Origin of the sequence: Acinetobacter sp. PFS20 (assembly GCF_052261015.1) — a bacterium.
Classification (GTDB): Bacteria; Pseudomonadota; Gammaproteobacteria; order Pseudomonadales; family Moraxellaceae; genus Acinetobacter.
Genome location: NZ_JBPVZE010000001.1, coordinates 3918339 through 3938587, shown reverse-complemented (window position 1 = coordinate 3938587; position 20249 = coordinate 3918339). Strand labels below are relative to the sequence as shown.

At 41.1% G+C, this 20249-nt stretch carries 30 protein-coding genes; all 30 read left to right on the top strand.

Going from position 1 to position 20249, the window contains the following annotated elements:
• Window positions 1-42 precede the first annotated feature (42 nt).
• The 30 genes from ACS125_RS18675 to ACS125_RS18530 all read left to right on the top strand — a co-directional run bounded on the left by ACS125_RS18675 (window position 43) and on the right by ACS125_RS18530 (window position 20184).
• Window positions 43-237, top strand: a complete 195-nt coding sequence (locus tag ACS125_RS18675; RefSeq protein WP_443273854.1) for a Cro/CI family transcriptional regulator — start codon at window positions 43-45, stop codon at window positions 235-237.
• Between the two features lie 8 nt (window positions 238-245).
• Window positions 246-578: a ribbon-helix-helix protein, CopG family gene (locus ACS125_RS18670; RefSeq protein WP_443273852.1), complete on the top strand. Its 333-nt coding sequence runs from the start codon at window positions 246-248 to the stop codon at window positions 576-578.
• A 55-nt stretch (window positions 579-633) separates the two neighbouring features.
• Window positions 634-1680, top strand: coding sequence for a hypothetical protein (locus ACS125_RS18665; RefSeq protein ID WP_443273850.1), 1047 nt, complete (start codon window positions 634-636; stop codon window positions 1678-1680).
• Window positions 1677-1844 (top strand): hypothetical protein, encoded by a 168-nt coding sequence (locus ACS125_RS18660; RefSeq protein ID WP_443273848.1) that lies wholly within the window; start codon window positions 1677-1679, stop codon window positions 1842-1844. Before ACS125_RS18665 ends, ACS125_RS18660 begins: the two co-directional genes overlap by 4 nt.
• Window positions 1841-2347 (top strand): RusA family crossover junction endodeoxyribonuclease, encoded by a 507-nt coding sequence (locus tag ACS125_RS18655; protein ID WP_443273846.1) that lies wholly within the window; start codon window positions 1841-1843, stop codon window positions 2345-2347. Before ACS125_RS18660 ends, ACS125_RS18655 begins: the two co-directional genes overlap by 4 nt.
• 9 nt (window positions 2348-2356) lie before the next feature.
• Window positions 2357-2797 (top strand): hypothetical protein, encoded by a 441-nt coding sequence (locus ACS125_RS18650; protein ID WP_443273844.1) that lies wholly within the window; start codon window positions 2357-2359, stop codon window positions 2795-2797.
• Window positions 2794-2985 carry a hypothetical protein gene (locus ACS125_RS18645; protein ID WP_443273842.1) on the top strand — a complete coding sequence of 64 codons (192 nt, stop codon included), beginning with the start codon at window positions 2794-2796 and terminating at the stop codon, window positions 2983-2985. Before ACS125_RS18650 ends, ACS125_RS18645 begins: the two co-directional genes overlap by 4 nt.
• A complete protein-coding gene (locus ACS125_RS18640; RefSeq protein ID WP_443273841.1) occupies window positions 2982-3398 on the top strand; it encodes a hypothetical protein in 417 nt (138 codons plus the stop codon). The genes ACS125_RS18645 and ACS125_RS18640 overlap by 4 nt, the downstream gene beginning before the upstream one ends.
• Window positions 3388-3555, top strand: a complete 168-nt coding sequence (locus ACS125_RS18635) for a hypothetical protein (protein ID WP_443273839.1) — start codon at window positions 3388-3390, stop codon at window positions 3553-3555. Before ACS125_RS18640 ends, ACS125_RS18635 begins: the two co-directional genes overlap by 11 nt.
• Window positions 3546-3926, top strand: a complete 381-nt coding sequence (locus tag ACS125_RS18630; protein WP_443273837.1) for a hypothetical protein — start codon at window positions 3546-3548, stop codon at window positions 3924-3926. Before ACS125_RS18635 ends, ACS125_RS18630 begins: the two co-directional genes overlap by 10 nt.
• Before the next feature lies 1 nt (window position 3927).
• Window positions 3928-4389: a hypothetical protein gene (locus ACS125_RS18625; protein WP_443273835.1), complete on the top strand. Its 462-nt coding sequence runs from the start codon at window positions 3928-3930 to the stop codon at window positions 4387-4389.
• On the top strand, window positions 4382-4723 hold the full coding sequence (locus ACS125_RS18620; protein WP_443273833.1) for a hypothetical protein: 342 nt from the start codon (window positions 4382-4384) through the stop codon (window positions 4721-4723). Before ACS125_RS18625 ends, ACS125_RS18620 begins: the two co-directional genes overlap by 8 nt.
• Window positions 4724-4842: 119 nt before the next feature.
• Window positions 4843-5346 carry a hypothetical protein gene (locus ACS125_RS18615; RefSeq protein ID WP_443273831.1) on the top strand — a complete coding sequence of 168 codons (504 nt, stop codon included), beginning with the start codon at window positions 4843-4845 and terminating at the stop codon, window positions 5344-5346.
• A gap of 103 nt (window positions 5347-5449) precedes the next feature.
• Window positions 5450-5800: a hypothetical protein gene (locus tag ACS125_RS18610; RefSeq protein WP_443273829.1), complete on the top strand. Its 351-nt coding sequence runs from the start codon at window positions 5450-5452 to the stop codon at window positions 5798-5800.
• A 2-nt stretch (window positions 5801-5802) separates the two neighbouring features.
• Window positions 5803-5991: a hypothetical protein gene (locus tag ACS125_RS18605; RefSeq protein ID WP_443273827.1), complete on the top strand. Its 189-nt coding sequence runs from the start codon at window positions 5803-5805 to the stop codon at window positions 5989-5991.
• Window positions 5991-7637: a portal protein gene (locus ACS125_RS18600; RefSeq protein WP_443273825.1), complete on the top strand. Its 1647-nt coding sequence runs from the start codon at window positions 5991-5993 to the stop codon at window positions 7635-7637. The genes ACS125_RS18605 and ACS125_RS18600 overlap by 1 nt, the downstream gene beginning before the upstream one ends.
• Window positions 7634-8218 (top strand): Bbp19 family protein, encoded by a 585-nt coding sequence (locus ACS125_RS18595; RefSeq protein WP_443273823.1) that lies wholly within the window; start codon window positions 7634-7636, stop codon window positions 8216-8218. Before ACS125_RS18600 ends, ACS125_RS18595 begins: the two co-directional genes overlap by 4 nt.
• Window positions 8211-8870 carry a hypothetical protein gene (locus tag ACS125_RS18590; protein ID WP_443273821.1) on the top strand — a complete coding sequence of 220 codons (660 nt, stop codon included), beginning with the start codon at window positions 8211-8213 and terminating at the stop codon, window positions 8868-8870. The genes ACS125_RS18595 and ACS125_RS18590 overlap by 8 nt, the downstream gene beginning before the upstream one ends.
• A 16-nt stretch (window positions 8871-8886) precedes the next feature.
• Window positions 8887-9786, top strand: a complete 900-nt coding sequence (locus ACS125_RS18585; RefSeq protein ID WP_443274029.1) for a phage capsid protein — start codon at window positions 8887-8889, stop codon at window positions 9784-9786.
• Window positions 9787-9848: 62 nt separating this feature from the next.
• Entirely contained in the window at window positions 9849-10157 is a 309-nt protein-coding gene (locus ACS125_RS18580) for a Gp49 family protein (protein WP_443273819.1), read from the top strand.
• 62 nt (window positions 10158-10219) lie between these two features.
• A complete protein-coding gene (locus tag ACS125_RS18575; protein WP_443273817.1) occupies window positions 10220-10807 on the top strand; it encodes a hypothetical protein in 588 nt (195 codons plus the stop codon).
• Window positions 10804-12873, top strand: coding sequence for a carbohydrate-binding protein (locus tag ACS125_RS18570; RefSeq protein WP_443273815.1), 2070 nt, complete (start codon window positions 10804-10806; stop codon window positions 12871-12873). Before ACS125_RS18575 ends, ACS125_RS18570 begins: the two co-directional genes overlap by 4 nt.
• Window positions 12874-12875: 2 nt before the next feature.
• Window positions 12876-13325 (top strand): GNAT family N-acetyltransferase, encoded by a 450-nt coding sequence (locus tag ACS125_RS18565; RefSeq protein WP_443273813.1) that lies wholly within the window; start codon window positions 12876-12878, stop codon window positions 13323-13325.
• Between the two features lie 2 nt (window positions 13326-13327).
• On the top strand, window positions 13328-13834 hold the full coding sequence (locus tag ACS125_RS18560; protein WP_443273811.1) for a hypothetical protein: 507 nt from the start codon (window positions 13328-13330) through the stop codon (window positions 13832-13834).
• Window positions 13831-14286 carry a hypothetical protein gene (locus ACS125_RS18555; RefSeq protein ID WP_443273809.1) on the top strand — a complete coding sequence of 152 codons (456 nt, stop codon included), beginning with the start codon at window positions 13831-13833 and terminating at the stop codon, window positions 14284-14286. Before ACS125_RS18560 ends, ACS125_RS18555 begins: the two co-directional genes overlap by 4 nt.
• 83 nt (window positions 14287-14369) lie before the next feature.
• Window positions 14370-16355, top strand: a complete 1986-nt coding sequence (locus tag ACS125_RS18550; RefSeq protein ID WP_443274027.1) for a methyl-coenzyme M reductase — start codon at window positions 14370-14372, stop codon at window positions 16353-16355.
• Window positions 16355-19219, top strand: coding sequence for a lytic transglycosylase domain-containing protein (locus tag ACS125_RS18545; RefSeq protein WP_443273807.1), 2865 nt, complete (start codon window positions 16355-16357; stop codon window positions 19217-19219). The genes ACS125_RS18550 and ACS125_RS18545 overlap by 1 nt, the downstream gene beginning before the upstream one ends.
• A 93-nt stretch (window positions 19220-19312) precedes the next feature.
• Window positions 19313-19492, top strand: a complete 180-nt coding sequence (locus ACS125_RS18540; protein WP_443273805.1) for a hypothetical protein — start codon at window positions 19313-19315, stop codon at window positions 19490-19492.
• Window position 19493: 1 nt separating this feature from the next.
• Window positions 19494-19889, top strand: coding sequence for a hypothetical protein (locus ACS125_RS18535; RefSeq protein ID WP_443273803.1), 396 nt, complete (start codon window positions 19494-19496; stop codon window positions 19887-19889).
• A 10-nt stretch (window positions 19890-19899) separates the two neighbouring features.
• Window positions 19900-20184, top strand: a complete 285-nt coding sequence (locus tag ACS125_RS18530; protein ID WP_443273801.1) for a hypothetical protein — start codon at window positions 19900-19902, stop codon at window positions 20182-20184.
• The last annotated feature ends 65 nt before the right edge of the window (window positions 20185-20249 follow it).

Genomic DNA, 20249 nt, shown 5'->3' with positions numbered 1-20249 from the left:
TTTAAATACTAAGAAATCTTATTTTTTAAGTGTGATCTAAAAATGACTAGAGCAGAAGCCTTCACTTTGCTAAGCGTCAATGGTGTGGAATTAGCAAAATTATTAGGGATTAAACCTTCAGCTGTATATCAATGGCCTGAGCAAAAAATCCCATTAGCACGTGAGTACCAAGTAAAGGACTTATACGAAAAACGGAAAAAATCTTTAAAACGCAAAAATTCACGTACTGGCGCTTAGGTGATCTCATGGTTGAAAAATTAACAGCAAGTGTCACTTTTAAGTGCACGGACGAAATGAAAATAAAATTAGAGCGAATAGCACGTTCAAGAAAGCTAAATGGTTCATCTGAGCTAATGCGTATTGCAGCCATGGACATAATCTTCGAGGTTGAGGAGATGCTTAATTGTCTACAAATGCCTATCGATCTGACCACGGTTACCGAAGATACAAAGAATACTTCTGATTTTGAGTTGATGCCTTCGCCACCTATCCGCGATGTAACTCCAAAAAACACAGGCACAAAAAAAGTCCAACTGTTACAGCAGAAGGACTTTTTCGCCGTTCACTTAGATAAGTAAACAGTGGTTGGTAACCGATGTTGAATTTAACACGAAATGTGAGGGCTGTGAATAGATGAATACAGCACAAGTCATACCTTTCAAAAAGCCATCACAGCCAAATCACAAGGCTGGGACCATGTATAGCGATAAGTTTGAAAACGGCTATGTAATGTCTAGCCGTCTTTATCGAAAAGAAGTATGGCCGTTTCTTAGTGATGCGGCTAGAAACGTCTATGCGGAATTAGAAAACCGCATCAATGGACACAACAAAGAATCAGATTTTGTTAGTTACTCTCAATTACAGGGAGGGGAGCTTAAAGGTTCACGCCAATTAGGTCGTAAAACTGTGTCGGCAGGGATAAAAGAACTTGTCGATTTTGGTGTTATTTCAGTTATTGAAGCTGGGAAACAGGGTGTAAAAAAATATCGCTTAAATGATATTTCTATTGCAGATCGGTTCACTAACGGAACTAGTTCACCTACGACACCAGTTCATAAAGGAAACCAAGATCGGTTCACTAACGGAACCAAAACTGGTTCACTTAGTGAACTCACAATAGATAATAAGAATTCTTTAGATAATAAAAAAAAGAAATTGCCTGTTGATAAATCTGGAACAGATATTTTTGACAGCTCAGTCGAATACCACCGAGCAGACAAAAATCTATTCAGCCTGATTGAGCTTTCAAAAAAATATTCAGTCCAATCTGATTTCACAGCACAAGCAAAAAAAGAAAATTCAGATTTGAGCGATGAACAAATTCTGAAAGAGCTTAAAAACTTTGCACAGTGGTCAGTAGCTCAGGGAAAGCGCACAGCACAGGCATGGATGAATAACTGGATCTATCGTCTACAAAATTTAAAAACGCCTAAGGGTAAATCTAAATCAACAAACACACCTTCAAAACCAAAAAAACTAAGCGATAGTCAAATTGATTACTTCGCATCAAAGCTTTGCAACTTTGATCAATTTGCATCGATGTACGCAAACGTTGGTGAAACTCAAAAATCATTTGAATCACGTATAGCTTCAAAACTTCGTGACCCTCAATGCTTACGTCAGTTTGCTTCATATCTTCACGATGTTGGCTTTGTTGGCAATTTGGAGGACTTCGCATGAAAGCACCTACCCAGACAACTCACATTGAAACAGACGGTACTTTTTGGAGCAATTGGCAGGGCAACTGGTTCTTTTGGCGTAACAACTTTGGTTGGTGTCCGTATGTGGGGAGTGTGAACAAAGCATTTCTGAATAATAAACGTGAAATAGGGGTAAATGCATGAGATGGAGTGAGGAAAGACTACAAGCACATTTAAACGCCCACAGAAACCGCGCTATTTCATCCAAGGCGAATCAAAAAGCCGAAAATGATGCAAAGGTACGTGAGCAAGTTAAAACGCGCTTAAAACTCAAATCAAAGCAAAATACGATAGGTGAAGAAAACGAAATTTTAGACGCTGAAATTTGGATGATTCCACCAAGTGTTAATCACTACTGGATCGCTAATGGGAAGAAACGTTCTTTAAGTCAAAAAGCCATGGATTTTCACAACTACGTGAGAACCATTGTTCCAATGCTCATGACTGATATGCGTTTAAAAATGGATGTCACCTTTTATTTTCCAGACCTGAAAAGAAGGGATATCGATAACTACTTGAAAGCAACAATCGACAGTTTAGTGAAGTGCCAATTTTGCCTAGACGATGAGCAGTTCGATGTACTGCATGTGAAGCGTGGCGAACTGGTTAAAGGCGGTTTGATCAAAATCAAAGTTTGGGAAATTTGAGGAAATCATATGAGCAGTCTGAGTGATTTGATAGCAGAAACGAATTCCCCTCGCGCACGCGCGCGTTTTATTAACCGTGAGACGAAAAAGAAAACCAAGGAATTTCTACTAAAACGCCGTGCTTACAAACGCCCAGACTTCAACCGCATGATTTTAGACCTATGCAAATTGGGATGGACACACGAAACGATTGCGCATGTGTTGCCGATTTCAGGCGCTTCAACTGTGAGTGAATGGTCACGTGGTGGAATTCCTAATTATGACAATGGCGACGCGTTCATTCAGCTATGGCAGATAGAGACAGGATTGCAACGTTTTCCGCGTGAAGGCGAGTGGCAGACATACCAATACAAAATCGGTCAGCAAGACTTTTTAGACATGCTGGACGGCGTTATAGATCAATTAGATAGCGAGATAGACATGACCAAACGTGACGGGGTGAAAGGATGAAAACAATACCTACTCAAATTAAAGAGAAAGCAGGAAGCAACATGCTTTGGTTTCATAAGCCTACTAACACTTACTACATGACTGACAGCAGCATTTATTTGTACTACTGGAATGATGATCTCCAAGACTGGGATGATTCGGATTACACAATCAAAGATTCATTCTTTGGGGAGTTGGATGCGCTATGAAACCCACCCAATTTATCAAAGACCACGGTTTAGAACGGGCGAGAGAGGTTGTTAAGGGGGAGCCTGATAGAACTGCCTCACACTATGTTGCTGATACTGACACTTACTTTTCAGAAGAATTTCTAACTTACTTTGACCACAGCTTAAATGACTGGGAGACAGCAGATCTAAATTCTATTGATGAGCTAGAAACCATCTATGAGCTTGTGATTGATCTCCGCATTCTAAAACGCCTCGTGGAGTCGGTGGATTTGGTTAAAGCGTATGGCGGTATTGTCATGGCAAAAAGACAACTTGACTTGTTTTTAAGAGTGAACTTAGAGCAAGGAACTATGCTGAGCAATACAGTTTCAAGACTTAAAGATGCTGTTACTGATTACGAATCGATCTACGGAGAAGGGAATGAGCAATAAATCAAATCTGAATCAAGATTACATCGATCTTGATGAGTATGTGAGAAATCTCATTGTTAAAGTAGTTCGTTTAACAGCTTTTGATTGTCATTGCCTGAAGTCAACTATTTTTATGGAAGATCCCTTCTTAACTGCTGATGAAGATATTTGGGATTAAAGGAGCCAGTCATGAGTGAGTTTAAAGAATTCAAAGCGGGTGACAAGGTTGTTTTTAAATACGGATCAATGCCTAAAGATTTAATGACAATTGAGTTTGTTTCATTAGATGGTTCATGTGTTGATGTGTTTGAGGACTTCAATCCTATCTTATCGGAGGTTCTTGATTATGCGACTACCGAAGAAATCGCAGCAGGCCACCGCATTGATGAAGTAGTTCCAGTTTATGCAGACGTTAAGTTTCCCTACAACGTTTTAACTGGTGAGCAAGTTGGCGCTGTGATGAATGCTACACATTTTAGCTATGACCTAGGCGACGACTTCCCCATAGAAAACCACATTTCGCCAAACTGCAACGCAAAGGATGTTTGAGATGGACAAGAATAACGAAGTACTAGAAGCATTCATTAACTGGTTTATGCGCGAATATTCAAACTTTGGTGGCAAACCTATTTCAGAAAGATATGACGAGGCATTCGATACATTCAACAATGATTTTATTGATGCTCGTTACGATGCTTTCCAAGACGGATGGAAGGCACAGCAAGCGAAAGTGGACGGGCTTCAAGAGGAATTTGCCGAAGATGAACGATTCTTAAAAGAGCAGATCCAAAACAAAGAATTGGAGATTTCAAATCTTAAATATCTTCAAGGCATGGATAAAGAGCTTATTCAGTCGTTGCAAAACAGAGTGGATCTACTGCAAAAGCGGGTGGATGCGGCATTAGTTTTAATTGAATCTAAATTTGAAGAGTTCTGCGATAGCCACTGTATGAACGATATCATGTTTCTTGAGGAAGTAGAGCAAGCGCTCAAGGGGGAGGTAAATGATTAAGTCTCTCAAAGTTCGCGTTGGATTTGTAATGCAGGCAATCAAGCTTGCATTTCAGAACCCTAACATGGGGATCAAAAATACTCTCATGACAATGCAGTGGAATGATTCAAAGAACACAACACTGGTGAAGGCTGAATCTAAGGGCTCATATCTAGGTTTGATTTTAGGTTTGGTTGTGAATGTTAAACGTCAAACCGATTCATTTAAAAAATATGACAACCAGAAGTACGTTGATTTTTGCTCTAACGCTCTGCAAGAGATTTTGGTGAATAGAGCAAAGCCTACTTTAAAGCGCAAAAGAAAAATGCGTGCCGATTATAAGAAGGTGAGATGACTATGACCACATTCAAGGAGGCTCAAAGAATTAGATCAAAACCTGTGGCGCGTTCTCGCGTGCCACCTAAGTTTAAGAAGGCTGTATAATTAATAATTAATTTTCTTGGTAATAAAAATATGTGTTCTCTTGATTGGGGGATTATAAAAGACATACTGGTAGCATTGATAAGCGCCGGCATTCCTTCGCTTGTTGCGTGGAAAATTTATAATGGTTGGAATAATCAAAAAGGTACCGAAGTTTTAGCGATTGAAGCCAAGGAAGTAATTATTAATCTATCTAAACTTCAGAGCCTACAATGTGAAATGCATGAAGATATTTTCTATAATAATTTTCTGCATCAAACTGATAACACGATGAAAATTGAGTATGAATCTATCTATAAAAAGTTATCAAATTCTTTAAACTTTTTAGGTTTTGCGGTGAAAGATGGTGATTTGAAGAATTACTCATCCCTTGTTCTATCTCAGGCAATATTATTCTTAAGAGACATTGAAAGAATGGAAAGTTCACCTAATGGGGGTTCAATCAATATCAAATTAATTGACCCATCAGATGCATATATATTGACACTTTTTATGCTTGATTTGGCTTTATATAAAAAACTTGATAAAAAAACCTAGTGAAGCACTCAATACAATTTTAAAAAGTCTTAAAGAATCACACAGCAAACCTAAACACCAGTCAGCAAACACTAGCCCTATTCACAACGGATGGGGCTTTTTTATGGCTAGTAATCGACAAGTTAAAACTCCGGGTGCAGCGCCAGAATCAACGGTTGATGAAACTAAAGCAACTGAACAACAGGCGGATGCTACACAGCCAGCAGAAACAACGCCAGACGACACACAAGCACAGACTGGTGACACTGGGTCAGAAACAGAATCAACGGTTGATCATGCAGCTTTGATTGAAGAATTACGTCAACAGCTAGCAGCATCCGAAGCCAACAACCAAGCCCTTAAAGGACAATTGCGCCGTGAAGGGGTTAAATCAACTGATATGGCAGCAGCTACTACGGAAGCACCTGCAGATGGCAAACCTTACCTAAGCCCTAAAGGCTGGACGCGAGGCTAATTATGTGCGGCGGAAAAGTAGTTCGACAAGATCCAGAAGCAGACGCGGCGGCAGCAGCTCAAAAGGCTGTGACTGAAACCAATGCCAAAAAAGCACAGCGTCGCCTGATCAATAATAACAGTGCTTTAGGTTCGGCAATTAACAACATTGCAAATAACGTTACAAACAAGTCTAAGTTAGGCGGTGGCTAATGGATAACGGCGCTCAAAAGTTTTGTCGTCGTTTAGGCCAATTACGGCTTGAACGATCTATCCATGAAGCACACTGGTCTGAATGTTACAAATTCGGAGCGCCTGAACGTCAGCAAAACTTTAGCTCTTCAAGTGATAACAAAGGTCAGCGTGAGAATGAGCGCGCTGACCTTTACGACTCTACGGCGGCTGATGCAGTTCAAGTTCTAACGTCAATGATCATGAACGGCGTTACACCAGCTAATGCTATTTGGTTCAAGGCTCAGCCTGATGGTATCGATGATCTTGCAGAGCTAACAGAGGGTGAACGCTGGCTTGAAGATGTGTGTCAGTTCATTTGGCGCAATATTCATGCAGCTAACTTTGATAGTGAAAGCTTTGAAACGGTTACAGATATCGTTACAGCAGGTTGGGGGATTCTCTACACCGACATCGACCGAGAAGCTGGCGGAGGTTATGTGTTTGAGTCTTGGCATCCAGGTAATTGCTTCGTTGCTTCAACCCGTGCAGATGGTCAGATAGATACCATCTACCGTGAACATGAGATGACAGCCGAAACCATGATTAATACTTATGGTGAAGAAAACTGTCACATCCAAGTAGTACAGCAAGCCAGAACATCACCAGACACGCGATATAAGCTTTTGCATGTCATTGAACCACGTAAGCAAAAAGGTGCTGGACAGCTCAATAAGTCCATGCCTTTCGCTTCATATCACATCGATATAGCAAACTCAGTAATCATGAAAGAGTCAGGTTTTCATGAGTTCCCGTGTGCGGTGCCACGCTTACGCCGTTTACCAAATTCATGTTATGGCAATGGTCAAATGACTATCGCATTGCCTGATGCGAAGATGGCTAATGAGCTTATGAAAAATACAGTTCGTGCAGCAGATCTGCAAATTGGTGGCATATGGATTGCTGAAGATGATGGAGTATTAAACCCTCATACAGTTCGTATTGGCCCGCGCAAGGTAATCATTGCCAATAGTGTCGATTCTATGAAGCGTCTAGACGACGGAACCAACTTTCAAATCTCGGAATATCTACTAACCAACCTGCAAGGCGGCATTCGTAAAAAGCTTATGGCTGACCAGTTGCCACCAGTTGGCACACAGCAGATGACAGCAACAGAGATTCACACTCGCGTTGAGCTAATCCGTCAAATGCTTGGGCCTATGTATGGCCGTCTACAGACTGAATATTTGATTTCAATTCTCGATCGTTGCTTTGGCCTTGCTTTACGTGCTGGCGCTTTAGGACAGCCGCCACAAGAGCTCCTAGGTCGCAATCTGTCATTCAAATTTGTATCGCCTTTAGCTCGTTCACAACGCTTAGAGGAGGTGATTGCAACAGAACAATTTGTTGCAAGTGTAGGCGAGATGGCAAATGTAGAGCCGACCATTTTAGACAACATCGACTTTGATGCAGTAGCAGTGGTTACTGGCACAGGTCGAGGCGTACCGCAAAACATCATGCGTACAACGGAAGAAGTCGCAGAGCTACGTCAAGCACGTCAAAAAGCCAAAGAAGAACAAGCGGCAGCACAGCAACAACAAGCAATGCAACAAACAATTTTAGAGAAAGGCGGCGATGCACTAGCACAGAGCATGGGCGGTCAATTAGGTACTGAGGTAATGCAATGATCATAGTTATAGCGGTTCTTTCTATTTTGCTGTTTATTGCGTGTGTTGCCCTGTTTGTGCAACACCGTGGCTTAGTAATTCTTGAAGAAAAATATTGGGATGAAAACCGATTGCATCTCGATACAAAGACTCGCTTAGAACGTGAGCTTGACACATACAAATTAAAGCTCAAGCAATCTAATGATGAGCTAAACAGGCATATGGCTCTATGTAACGAAAGAACACGCGAAATAGATTATGTAACTAAACAGCTTGATCAAGCACGAGAACAAATCTCAGAGCTTTCAAACCCACCGCCACCAAACGAAGAAACAGAAGAGCAAGGCAACTTTGTACGACTAAAACGCATGAAGCGTGCAACCCCTGAAACGTACCGAAATCTATTTGATTTGGATGTGAACGGCCAGCGCGTACTTGAGCACTTAACCATGGTCTTTTGTAAAGACGCTTTTGTACCAGATGACAAAGGTGGAGAGCGTGAGACGTGCTACCGGCTTGGCTCACAAAGCGTTATCAACTTCATCATAAACAACATTAATCAGGCTAATAACCCGAACTACAAGGAACAAGACAATGAGTGATCAAGTTATCGAACAAGTTTTACCAACACAAGATCCAGCACCAGTTAGCGCTTTGACTCCTCAAGTAGACGCTAATCCTAACCCGACGCCTGACCCAGAGCCAACCACACCAGTAGTTCCTGAATCTATCGATGATTACAAAGTTGATATCGAAGGTTTTGACTTTGACGAATTTAAAGCTATTCCCGAAAACCAAGAGTTCTTAGAGCGTGCACGTGCCGCAGGTTTTGATGGTGAAAAGTTAAATTTCTTGCTTGGCGAATATAGCCAGTTATTACCAAAACTGATGGAGCAGACCGCCGCATTAGATGCTGAGGGATGCGTACAGGCAATGAAAGAAGTCTGGCAGGGCGATACAGATAAAAACTTTGGCTTTGCACATGCTGCCGCACAGAACGTAATTCAGAACGGCATTTTGACACCAGAAGAAGTGAATAGCCCTGAGTTTGGAAACAATCCACTCGTTTTGAAAATGGCTGCGTACTTTGGTCAACAACTTCAAGAAGATACACCGCCTTCTAATACACAGCAAAGCGGTAGCGAAGATATTCAATCATTGATGGCATCAGATGCGTATCTGGATGAAAAGCATCCCGACCACAAACGTGTCTATACGAAAGTTCAAAACTGGCATCAAAAGCAGTACAAATAAGGGGTAGAGCATGCCTATTGTAAACGAGAATAAGATCACGGCGGCGTTTGTCACTCAGTATGCAAACACGTACGAAATTGCAGCAATGCAAAATGAATCACGATTACTGAAAACATCAGTAAACCGTGGGAAAATTGAAGGTGAATCTTTCACTATTAACGACATGGGTCAAGTTGAAATGCAAGCTTCTGGCGCGCGTTTTGGTGATACCGCATGGACGATTCCTGATGCTGGTGTGCGTACAGCATTGATGACTGATTTTGATTTATTTATCCCGATTGAAAGTCGTGATTTGCCGAAATTAAAGGCCAATCCATCAGATAAATATATGAAAAATCTGATCAGTGCGCGCAACCGTAAAGTTGACGACATTATTTATCAAGCATTGGTTGGTGGTGTAACTCGTACCACTGTGAATGATGCAGGTGCTAAGTCAACAACTACAGTTGCTTTGCCAAGTACTCAGATCATTCTTTCTGGTTTTGGCACACTGAAACAACAGTTGCTTAAGGCAAAAGCTCTTTTCCGTGACAATGAATGTGACGAGCATAACGGTGAAGTGCTTAATGTTGTGTATAACAGCCGCATGATGGAATTGTTGTTGTCTGAAACTCAATTCATGAGCGCTGACTACATGGCAGTTAAGATGCTTCAAGAAGGCGATATTTCAGGGAAGTGGTTAGGTCTTAACTGGATCCCTTACAACAAATTGAACAATGGTGCTGGTGGTGCTACTGAACGCCGTAGCTGTATGTACACAAGCACAGCGGTTCACTTTGGCGATGCGGATATCACAGGCTTTGATATCTCTAAACGACCAGACAAAAAGAACATTAGCCAAGTTGGTGGTGTTACTTCAATGGCGGCTGGTCGTGCAAGTGAACAAAAAGTCGTAGCGTTTGACTTTGTAATTTAATCCTTAGTTCCCATCACCTTCGGGTGGTGGGTTTTTTATTATCAAAATATAGGAAATTGACAATGACTAAGCCAGTAACAGAACAAGAATTAGCTGAAAAAGCTGTAGCACCACGTGTAACTAAAGCAGATATTGACGCTTTGATGGAACGAGTAACCTATACAGTTGAGCAACGTCCGGGTGGAACCACTTCAACTTTTGTACATGCATTCTTAGATGGTAAGTTTTTTCTAGCAACGGGTTTTAGTGCATGTGTAAATGCTGAAAATTTTAATGCTGATATCGGCGAACGTATGGCACGCGGTAATGCAGAAAAGCATGCTGAAAATAAGCTTTGGGAGCTTGAAGGCTATCGCTTATTCAGTGCTTAACACACAATAAACCCCACCTAAAACCCGCCCAATATAATCAAAATTGAGCGGGTTTTTTTATTATGGCTAATACAGATGTGTCCGTCTGCAATCAAGCACTAAGCATGATTGGGGCAAAATCAATCCTTTCATTTGATGAAAATACTGAGAACGCACGGCGATGCGCATCTTTATACGATCCTACTCGTAAAGCATTACTGCGTATGCATCCATGGTCATTTGCAAAGCGCCGTATTCAGTTAGCACCTATCACAACATATCCGTCATTTGGGTATCAAAATGCCTTTCCATTGCCTAAAGACTTTTTGCGTGTATATGACACAGGCCAGTTTGAATATGAAATTGAAGGGCGACACATCCTTGCTAATTGCTCATTGATTAATTTGATCTATATAGCCGATGAGAAAAATGAGGATATGTGGGATTCACTCTTTAGCGAGTGCATGGCTCTTTATTTGGTAAATAAGTTGGCGAAGCCCATCACTGGCAGTAATGCTGAAGGTGATAGTGCATGGCAAAAACTACAAAACATGCTCAAGCAAGCGCGTGCAATTAATGGACAAGAACGTCCAGCACAAGACTTTGCAGATGATTATGGATCTTCGTTGATGGACTCACGCTACATGGATAAGGGGTACCATCTAGGATGAAACAGTATGTCATTAAAAATAATTTCAGTGCTGGTGAACTATCGCCAACTTTGTATACTCGTACGGATATTCAGCAGTATTCAAACGGCGCTAAAAAATTATTGAATGTGATCCCCCTTGTTGAAGGCGGCATTAGAAAAAGACCAGGCACGTTCTTTTTGACTTTGAGTGCGAACTGTTATCGCTTAATTCCTTTCGTGGTTAATTCAGATCAAGCATACATGCTGATTTTAAGACCTCTTTCAATCCAAGTTTTTGACCCACGTACTAAATCAGTTGTAGCAACCGTAACTACTCCATATGTAGCCAACCAACTACGTGAATTACAGTTCGTACAATATCGTTATGAAATGTTTTTTACGCACAGTGATGTGCCTGTGCAACGTTTCCGTAGTTCTACAGATTTTAGCAATTGGGAATTTAGTGAGTTCGTTTACACAAATGCGCCAACAGACTCTGAAAGTGCTAGAAGTCCATTTAGAAAAGGCACTGCTTCAGGTGTTGAATTAGGTTCCTTCGTCTCTTTTGCGTTAGATGGTATTAGTGAGTGGTCAGAGATAACGACTTACCTAGTCGGTGACGTGATAAGTTACAGCAGTAAACTATATCAAGCTCTGAAAGATGGGGCAGGACACCAACCCAATATATCTCCTACATTTTGGGTAATGGTGTCGAGTGATTCAAGCGGCTTTAAGTCAAGTGATGTTGGAAGTTATATCGATGTAAATAACGGCATTATCAAGATTACTGAGTTTGTTGATTCAAATCAGATTAATGGTGAAGTACTAGTAAAGCTTGAGTCGGATGTAAAGGCTATCGAGCGTGCTTGGACCATTCTACCACCAGCCTTCAACAGTACAGATGGTTACCCACGATGCTGTACATACTTTAAGCAGCGCTTAGTTTTAGCAAATACCAAAAAAGCGCCTAATAAAATTTGGTTTAGTGCAGTTGGTGGGAATGCAAACTTTCTTGAAACCACTGATGATGGCGATGCATTCAGTGTCGTGTCAGCTTCAGGACTAGCCAATAGTATTCTATTTCTTGAGGCCCAGCGAGGTGTTGTCTGTTTAACCTCTGGCGGTGAATACATGGTGAGTAGTGATGGTGCTTTAACTCCTACTACTGTGAATATCAATGAACATACCGCATTTGGTGCATACCCTTTAACTCGTCCTTGCCGCGTGGGTAATGAGATTCTATTTATTCAACGTGGTGGTGAGCGCTTACGAGCACTGTCTTATCGATATGAGGTTGACGGATTAGTGTCGCCAGAGATTAGCGCGCTATCCTCACATATTGGTGAGATACACGGTGGTATCAATGAAATTAGCTACCAGCAAGAACCTGAAAGCATTGTATGGTGCGTTTTAGGAGACGGAAAAGTTGCATCAATTACTTTGAACCGCGATCAAGAAGTTATTGCATGGGCAAATCATGACTTTGGCGGTATCGCTATGAGCATATGTTCTGTGCCGACAGGGTTGGGATCAGATCTATGTTTCATGCTCATCAGTCGTAATGGTTTGACATGTTTAGAGCAAATTACTTTTGATGCCTATTTAGACTCACAGCGAACAGTAACCCTTGAAAGCGATACCTTAAGTAAATCCTCTTACCATTATCTAAGGAATTTAGCTGTAAATCAGACTAATGGTGAGTCTATATATTTTATTGACTTCACTGAAACAAGTACAGAAATACAGTTTCAAGGTATGACAGGCCAAACTATCAATTATGGTCAATCGATCAACAGTGAAGCTGTCATGTTCCCACCTGAACTAAGCCAGAACCCATCATCAACTTTATTATTTAAAGCAAAAGTAGATCGTATTGCGTTCTTTTTTAATAAGACTCTTGCACCAGAAATTAACGGTGAGTTGCTAGAGCTATTTGAGTTTGATGAAACTCCAATGGACTCTCAAGCGCCTAAAACTGGGTATCACTTAATTGAAGGTGGCAACTGGTCTGATCTGCATGCAGTGCCGATTGTTATAACACACAACAAACCTTTGCCTTTTCACTTGCAAGCTATAGCCATGCAACTATCGATCAACGAGAGATAACCATGAAAATACGCCTTGCCACACTTCAAGACATACCGATGCTGGTGCAAATAGGCGCTGCTTTCGTAAATGAATCGCCTGTTTTTAAGAACCGTGGGTATATACCTGATAAAGCAGCAAAGCATTTTAAATGGTTGCTTGATGGCAACGGCGTAATTTTCCTTGCTATTGCTAAAGGGCAAATCGTTGGCGGCTTTGCTGGTGGTATCTCAACTGATTGGTACTCAGACCATAAGCTCGCATACGACCACGTTATGTATGTAAAGCCAGATCATCGACACGATGGAATTGCTAAAGCTTTGGTACAAGCATTCATCGGCTGGGCCGTTGGTATGGGTGCCAATAATATCTGTTGCGGCACTTCAACAATGGTAAATACGCAAAATTGCATTGAACTCTATACGTCATTGGGCTTTCAGCTTTCTGGCGCAGTTTTAGAAATGAAGGTGTGATTATGGATAAAGAAGCTTTGCAACTTGAAAAAGTAGAAACATTAAAACGTATTTTAAGCAATCCTGACCGCCGCACTTATCTTGAAGTAGTGAAACGCATTCAAGAGCAAATTCTTGATGGCATTGCCACTGATGAACTAGAAGAGCGTGAACCGCCTGTTATTCATCATTTCGCACCTGATATTTATATGCGTCAGATGGATGCAGCCGAAGGCACGTTAGTTATTAGCAGAATGCACAGTACAGAGCACTTAAATATTTTGCTTAAAGGTGCAGTATCACTAATCACCGAAGATGGGATTAAAACCCTTCATGCGCCGCAAATTATGAAGTCATTACCCGGTACAAAGCGTATCGGATATTTTCATGAAGATAGTTCTTGGTTGACTATCCATCCAACAAAAGAAACTGATGTTGCAAAGCTTGAGGAAGATTTAACAATTCCTGAAAGTGAAATAGACAACTTTCTGAAAAGCATTGGTTTTCAAGATAAGGAGTTTATTGCATGAGTTTAGCTTATGTTGCGGTTGGTGCAGCCGTACTGAGTGCTGCAATTTCAGGATACTCAGCATATTCAACAAATAAAACTCAGCAAGAGCAAGCCGAGGCCGATGCCGATGCATCAAAAGCAAGTGGTCGTTTAGAAGCTGAGCGTATTCTAAAGCAAAAAAATAGAGTCCAGTCAGCAGCAAGAGCACAAGCGGCTGAAAATGGTCTAAGTGTCAACGAAGGAACAACTGTCACGATTAATGACAAGATCGAGCAAGATGCACAATACGATGCTGCTATGTCTGAAATATCAGGTTTTAACGCATCACAGCGATTACGAGCCGAAGCGAGTATTTATAAGAGCAATGCAAACACAGCAGCGGCAACTGGCGTACTAAATACTGTTTCCGCTGGTGCAAGTGGCTTGTCTAAAGCTGGCGGTGGCAGTGGTTCTAAAGGAGGCTGGAAGTAATGGCACGTATCCCAATGGGCAACTTTGGAAACGCTACGCCACAGGTTGAGCGTATCCAAATGCCACAAAACCAAAGCGGACAGATGATTGCTAATACACTTCAAAATGTCAGCAATACTGCCGAACAGATTGCACAAAAGCGTGATCAAGAGCAACGTCAGCAAGAAGTAACAGCTAAAAACTTAGAGCTTTATAACAACCAGCTTGAGGCTAAAGAAGGCCAGTTAAAGCTTGATGAGTCATTATCTACCGATTTTAATGACAAGGTGGTTGATATTAAAAACCGCCTTGGTAATGGCGTCATAAATGCTAAGCAGGCAGATGAAGAAATCAATGCATTTTCTACCCAAAAATTTACAGAATTGCAGCCTAATTTACCCGGACATGCCCAAGATGAATTAAAAAAATATTGGGATAGTAATGTAGTGCGCCAGCGTTCTTCATTCATGGGATTGCAATTACGTGCCGATGAGCAAAAAGGCGGTGTTTTAGCTGATCGTTATTTCGATGTAGCTACACGTATGAGTCGTGAAGAAGGTAAAAAGTACCTTTCTGATAACTTAATCGGTCTGCCTTTGTCTGAAGCGCAAAAAATCGAACTGGCAACCAAGTATGAAACGGCGCGTGATGTGAATGATGTCAATTCAAAGATTACGGAAGCCATTGCAGGAAATGACATTGAAGCACTAAAGACCACAGCAACAGGCCTCAAAGAATATAAATTTCTAGACGGCGCTACAGTTCAGAAATTTCAGACTGAAATTCAAAGCAAAATTACTACGCTTCAGCAACGCCAACAGGTTAATGAAAATAAGCGCGTAAATGAGGCCGAGAAGGTTTTAAATGAATTTAAGCAAAGTACTTTGACTGGTCGCCCACTTGATTTGAAGTATCAAAGTGATGTTGAGCAGGCAGTAAAAGGTACGCCGTCAGAAAAAGAATATGAGTTTTATAAAAAACAATCTACAGACTTCATTCGCTTTCAAGGCTTAGATACCAATCAACAGCTTGCTGAAATTAATAAACGCCGTGCAAATATGAAAAACAGTTCATCTGCTGATCCAGTAGGTGAAAATAAGATATTGGCTACTTATCAAAGTATTTATGACACCAAGCTTAAAACAGCCAAAGAAAACCCGACTCAAGCATTGCGGGAAAAGGGCATTGAGTTGCCAGAAGTAAACCCAGCAATGGTTAGATTAAACCCGAATCAATTTGCTCAAAATATTATTACGATTGGGTCGTATCAAGTTGCCCAGCGTGATAAAGATCCAAACGCAACCATTAAACCCATTCCAAATGAAGCATTACCAGCGGCTAAAAAGGCATGGGAAGATGCTAACGTAGAACAAAAGCTGAATTTGATTAGCTCTATGATTACGCAAACCAAAGGCATTAAAAACGGTGCGAAAATTTGGGGTGAGGCTTTAGGGCAATTGGGAAATGGTGATGCAGCTTATCAAATGGCTGGTTATGCACGTGCTAATAATTTCCGATCTGATGCTGGCTTAGACGTAGCAACGGCGATTGTTGCAGGCAAACAGGCTCTTAAAAATAAGCAAATGATTCAGCCTAAAGATGCTTTGCTGAAAGAAAAGTTTAATCAGTATGTAGGGCAATCCGTTTCAGGTGAGACAGCAAATCTTAACTATGCTGCATTCCAGTCTATCTATGCTTATCTCACCGAAGCGCGTGGGCAAACGCATAAAGATGCAGACGAGTACAAAGATGAGATAGGACGTACTGCATTGGGTCTTGCTACTGGTGGTGTTTATACACAAAAGGGCGGCTTTAAGGATTATACAGATCGCGGTATTTCTGATTGGAAAGTGTCTAAACCATACGGAATGACTGACTCAACTTTTGAATCGAAAGTCCAGAAAGGTTATTCAGATATTTCTAAGGCAACAGGCATGTCTGTAAATGATCTTGATAACTTTCGATTAGCTCGCTCAACCACTAAAGCGTCTAATGGCGACTTAATGTACGACCTTATCAATGAGCGTGGTCGTCCTCTGGTTGTAAAAGGTGCTGTTTGGCGTATACGCATGACGGGGGTGACTAAATAATGAGTAACTGGTTATCAGATTTATCTAGTGAAAATCAGCAAGAATTTGAAGAACTCAATAGCAAAGGCTTGCAACATCCTGACATTCGACCTAATGAGCCTAGCGCTTTCTCTGGCGCAATCTCATCACCTTTTCGTGGGGCTGCAATTGGCTTAAACAAAGTTGGTGATGCTATTTCCGCACCGATCGATGCAGTTGTGGACCGTGTTAGTTACAGCCTAAAAGATGTTTCAACAAACGAATTTATTGAGCCTTACGAAGAGTACAAAGCTAAGCGTGAAAAATCTCGAGATAATCTTGTTTATGGAACAATTGATAAACTAGAAGATAAAGCAAATACAGGTGTTGTTGGTCGCTTTGGTGTTGGTGCTGGTGATTATTTATTTCGCGGCTCTTTAGGTGCTGTAACTGGTGGTACGATTGGAGCTGTCACTCTTACAGGTGGTTCTACAGGCAACTATGTTTACACCGATTTGACTCGTAATGGCGTTGATGAAGACACAGCCCTAAAAGTTGCTGGTGTAAATGCGGTTGGTGATGCAGTCGGCACAGCACTACCTATTGGTTATGGTTTTAAGGGGGCAGGCGGTTTAGTTGGTGATGCTGCCTTATCAATTGGTGGGGCAACTGGCTTAAATACTGCAACTCAATATGCTAGTAATCAGATTCTTGAAGCGGCTGGCTATGACAAACAAGCTAAACAATATGAGGTTACGGGCGAATCAGTAGCAACTGACTTGCTTTTAAATGCTTTGATGTTTGGTGGTGCACGTTATTTAGGATCAAAACAAAACAAATTAGACCAAGATGTTGATACAGAAATAAATCAGTTAAATACCGATGATTTTGAAACCCGCAATGATGCGATAAATGACACCTTGGTTAAAAATAGTTTTGAGTTTGAAGACACAACTTTGCCGGTACGTACGACAGATCCAGTTCAACAAAACAATCATTATAAAAATTTAGATGCAGCTACTGACCAGATTTTAAAAGGACAGACTGTAAGCGTGCCAGCTAAAGTGCAAGGAGAGCCGCGTAAAACCACATTTGACTATGCTAATAGCTCTTTACCAACTAATGCAAAACAAATCGCTCTACGCGCAAAGCAAGAGGGCGTAGACCCTAGCGTTGCTTTAACCATTAGCCATATTGAAACAGGCGGACAATTTAGCCATACAGCTAAAAACCCGACTTCAAGCGCTTATGGCCTATTCCAAGTCTTAGATGATTCTTGGAAAAACTTAGGTGGTAAAGACCGTAATAACGTTGATGAACAAATTCGCATTGGTTTAAAGCATATTAAACAAGCCAATAGTTATATTCGTAAAAACTTAGGCCGTGAACCTGTAGCACATGAGCAGTACTTAGGTCATTTGCTAGGACCAGGAGGAGCCGTAAAAGTACTTGAGGCAGATCCTAACCGTCCATTAATTGATGTGGTGCGTTCGTACGATGCTAAAAATGCAGAAGCTATCGTAAAGAATAACGGTATGTCAGGTATGACGGCTGGGGAAGCTATTAACAAATGGCGCAACAAGTGGAATCAGTTAAGTTCACGTTATGGTGAGGCTAGTCCAGCTTATGGAATGGATGGCTCAAGCTATGACTTTGCCTATGAAGTAAAAGACTGGGGCGATTTAATAGCATCTAATGACCGTCTTTACGGCGTCAATCCACTTTACCCAAGTGAATTACAACCGCGTGATCGTACACGTGAAGCATCACGCCAACAAATTGAACGCATGGCCGATGACTTGAAGCCTGAACTATTGGGCGAGTCTTATAAACTTTCAGACGGTGCGCCAATTATTGGCCCTGACAATATTGTTGAATCAGGCAATGGTCGAACTTTAGCGATTGGTCGAGCTTATGAAAATGGTCGAGCAAGTGCATATCAAGACTTTGTTAATAACTGGGCTAATCAACGCGGCTTGGATATAACAGGCATGAAACAGCCTGTATTAGTGCGTACACGTCTTAGTGATGTTGACCGTGTGCAATTCGCTAGACTTGCAAATGAAAGCGATGTGGCGCAATTCAGTGCAACTGAGCGGGCCATAGGTGATTCAGACCGTTTACCAGATTCAACGCTACTTAAAATTAATAGTGATGGCTCTATCAATATCGATGGTTCAATGGATTATGTCCGTAGCTTTGTTGACCAGTTGCCACAGTCTGAGCGTGGATCGGTAATAACTGGTGGTGGTCGTTTATCTCAAGAAGGTAAGCGCCGAATTGAATCAGCAATTGTGCAGCGTGCTTACGGTGATTCTAATCTAGTAACTCGTCTATCTGAAAACCTAGATGATGATAGTAAGAATGTCTTAAATGCTTTACTCCGTTCGGCCCCTCAATTGTCACAGCTTAACGATTTAGTGAAGCAAGGCGGACGCTTTGAAAATTCAATTTCAAAAGACTTGGCACAAGCCGCGCAAAAGCTTTCAGACATTAAAGCCAATGGGCAAACCGTCCGCGATTATTTAGATCAAGGTCAACTTATTGATGATGGATTAAGTGATGGAGCAAGAAGATTTCTTGAGGTATTTGATAATAACCGCAAGAGCGCAAAGGCAATTGGTGAATCCATTAGCTCTGAAATTCAGACCATTGAAAACATGGGCGACCCGCGACAAGGCTCGTTGTTTGGTGATACCCCAGAAGGCCAAGCCGCGCTTGATGTGATCTTCTCAAATCCTGATCAACCAATTGCAGTGAATCGTATTAACTCACTAGGTGAACCAGAAGAATTCACAATGACATTACGTGACTATCACGCTGAACTTGAAGCAGAAATCAAGCAAGCTGATATGGATATTTTAGCAACGCAAACCGCATTGAACTGTGCTTTGCAATTTGGCTAATGTATAATCAATTTGTGGCTAGGCTGATCACCGAAAAGCTGTTTAACCTGAGCAGTTGCCACACCAATAATCAGGTATTGCAGAGGTGCAAAAATGAGAACAAAGAAAGAAGTTGAAGAAATGATTGCTTCAATCAATCGCGATATAGAAGATCAAAAGCTTTTTCAAAAATCAGCCCAAAACAAAGAAGTATCAAAAAGCTTTGATCGAATCATCTTAGAACTGAAACAAAGAGTTGAGTTGCTGGAATGGGTTATTTTGGAGGATGAGTAAAATGCTTAAATCTCCATACAATGATTATCTTAATTGTGAAATATTTGAAGGCGATCTAATACAACATCCATCTGGTGAAAAAGGCATTGTTGTGTTTGAGGAAAGAACTGAAAGCGATTCGGATAATTGGCTCATCCAATATGAAGATGGAATTAAATCACGTTTATGTCTTCAAGTTGGCGATAAAGGCCAAGCATATGTGGTTGAGCATAAAGATATTGTTACCCGATTCGGTGGTAGAGATGAGGTGAAAGAAGCCACAAGAACCAAAGCAATTGATGATGTTTATTGCTGGGAGCTTGATAAATGGGTAACTCAAGGTTATTGGAAAGCTAATTTGAGAGATACTCATACAGGCGTGACACTTCGTGAATTGGCTATAGCAGCAAAACTGTAAAGAGGTGCATATGCGTATATTTACTGAGGTCGTCGGTGGTCCTAAAGATGGTGAACTAATTAGTATATGGGGCAGCGATACTTTTGATGCTCTACCCGAGCCAGAAAGAGATGTTCTTTGGGGTTATGAAAGGGTTCCCGCTAAAGTGGCAATAACTCGATATAAGAAAGCGAAAGCATTTTTTGTATTCAATAAAAAATATTATTTTAGAGAATTCTTTATTTGTAATAGCTATGACCAAGACAAGGCTATTAGAAGTTTTAGAAATTATTTTAATCCAGTCTTTAAAAAGTAATTTCTCAATACACAACAAACCCCCACAAATTAAATGCTCAGATAGCTAAAATTATCTGGGCATTT